A 1,254-nucleotide genomic window follows, 5' to 3' on the forward strand; every position below is an offset into this window, starting at 1 on the left:
TGAGCAGATTGGCGTGAACCCTCTCGTAGGGCTTCGAAAAACTCGGGGTCATAGAGTTCTGGGAGTATAAGTTCAGCCATGGGTTAGGATCTATCCTGGTGTAATTCGTTAAGGAGTAAGCGATCGCACCCCATCTCCCACAACCTCCCAGCGTAGAGGGGGGTGTAAGATGCCCTTAGAGGGAAGGGTCGTATTTACAGTCAGTGGGTAAACATGCCAGTGGTAGTCATAGGCATAGCTCCAGTCTTGTTTATACAGCCCCACATCTACAAAATAGTTGCCGCCTCGTAGATCCAGGCGATCGAGGTTCAGCCGAATTGTTCCCTGTTCCTGCAGCCGCACGCAGGGAATGCCTGTATCTAGGGTGTTGACGTCTAAACAGGTTTCGCCACTGTCTTGACTGATCGTGACGCTAACAATAGCGCTATTCACGGGTTGACGGGTTTCATAGTCTACTTCAACACAGAGAGATGCTCCAGATTCCAGGGTAGCTTGGGGCAACAAGCGCACCGCCGTGATCTCCACTTCTAGGGAGCCAAAGCGATTTTCATTCACCCGTAACTCTGTCCCCGCCGCCGTTAACTGCACCGGACGTTGGGGGGTGCGCTGCTGGGTTTGCGATCGCATCTCCATCGTATATTGCCCCGCCACCACCGACGGTTCACCATAGGCCACCACGGTGCCATGCTTGAGCCAGAGGGCGCGATCGCACAATCGCTCAACCTGCCCTACATCATGGGATACCAGCACGATGGCGCAGCCCTGATCTTTCATATCGGCAATCCGATTCAGGCATTTCGACTGAAATGATAAATCTCCCACAGATAAAAACTCATCCACGAGTAAAATATCTGGATCGGTATGCACAGCAACGGAGAAAGCTAGGCGCATCATCATCCCAGTGCTGTAGGTGCGCACAGGATTATCGATAAATCCTTCTAGTTCGGCAAAGTCTACGATGCGATCAAATCGTCGGGCCACCTCGCGGCGGGGTAGGCCAGCTACAATCGCGGTCACAAACACATTCTCTCGCCCTGTTAGGTCACCATGGAAGCCAGCTCCTAAATCTAGGAGTGCTCCAATGCGCCCCCGCATCTTGACTCGTCCCTCGGTAGGATAGGCAACCTGACCTAAGATTTGCAACAGGGTTGATTTTCCAGCTCCATTGTGGCCAATCACCCCGATCATTTCCCCCGCCGCCACCTCAAACGACACGCCGCGCAAAGCCCAGAACTTTTCCACAGGCTTAATGCG

The 1,254-nt window shown here is 53.3% G+C and carries 1 protein-coding gene; it reads right to left on the reverse strand.

The window, feature by feature from the left end:
* Positions 1 to 108 precede the first annotated feature (108 nt).
* A partial coding sequence (locus tag V6D20_04595; protein ID HEY9815072.1) for an ABC transporter ATP-binding protein occupies positions 109 to 1,254 on the reverse strand: 1,146 nt, incomplete at its 5' end.

This window comes from Candidatus Obscuribacterales bacterium (assembly GCA_036703605.1).
Classification (GTDB): domain Bacteria; phylum Cyanobacteriota; class Cyanobacteriia; order RECH01; family RECH01; genus RECH01.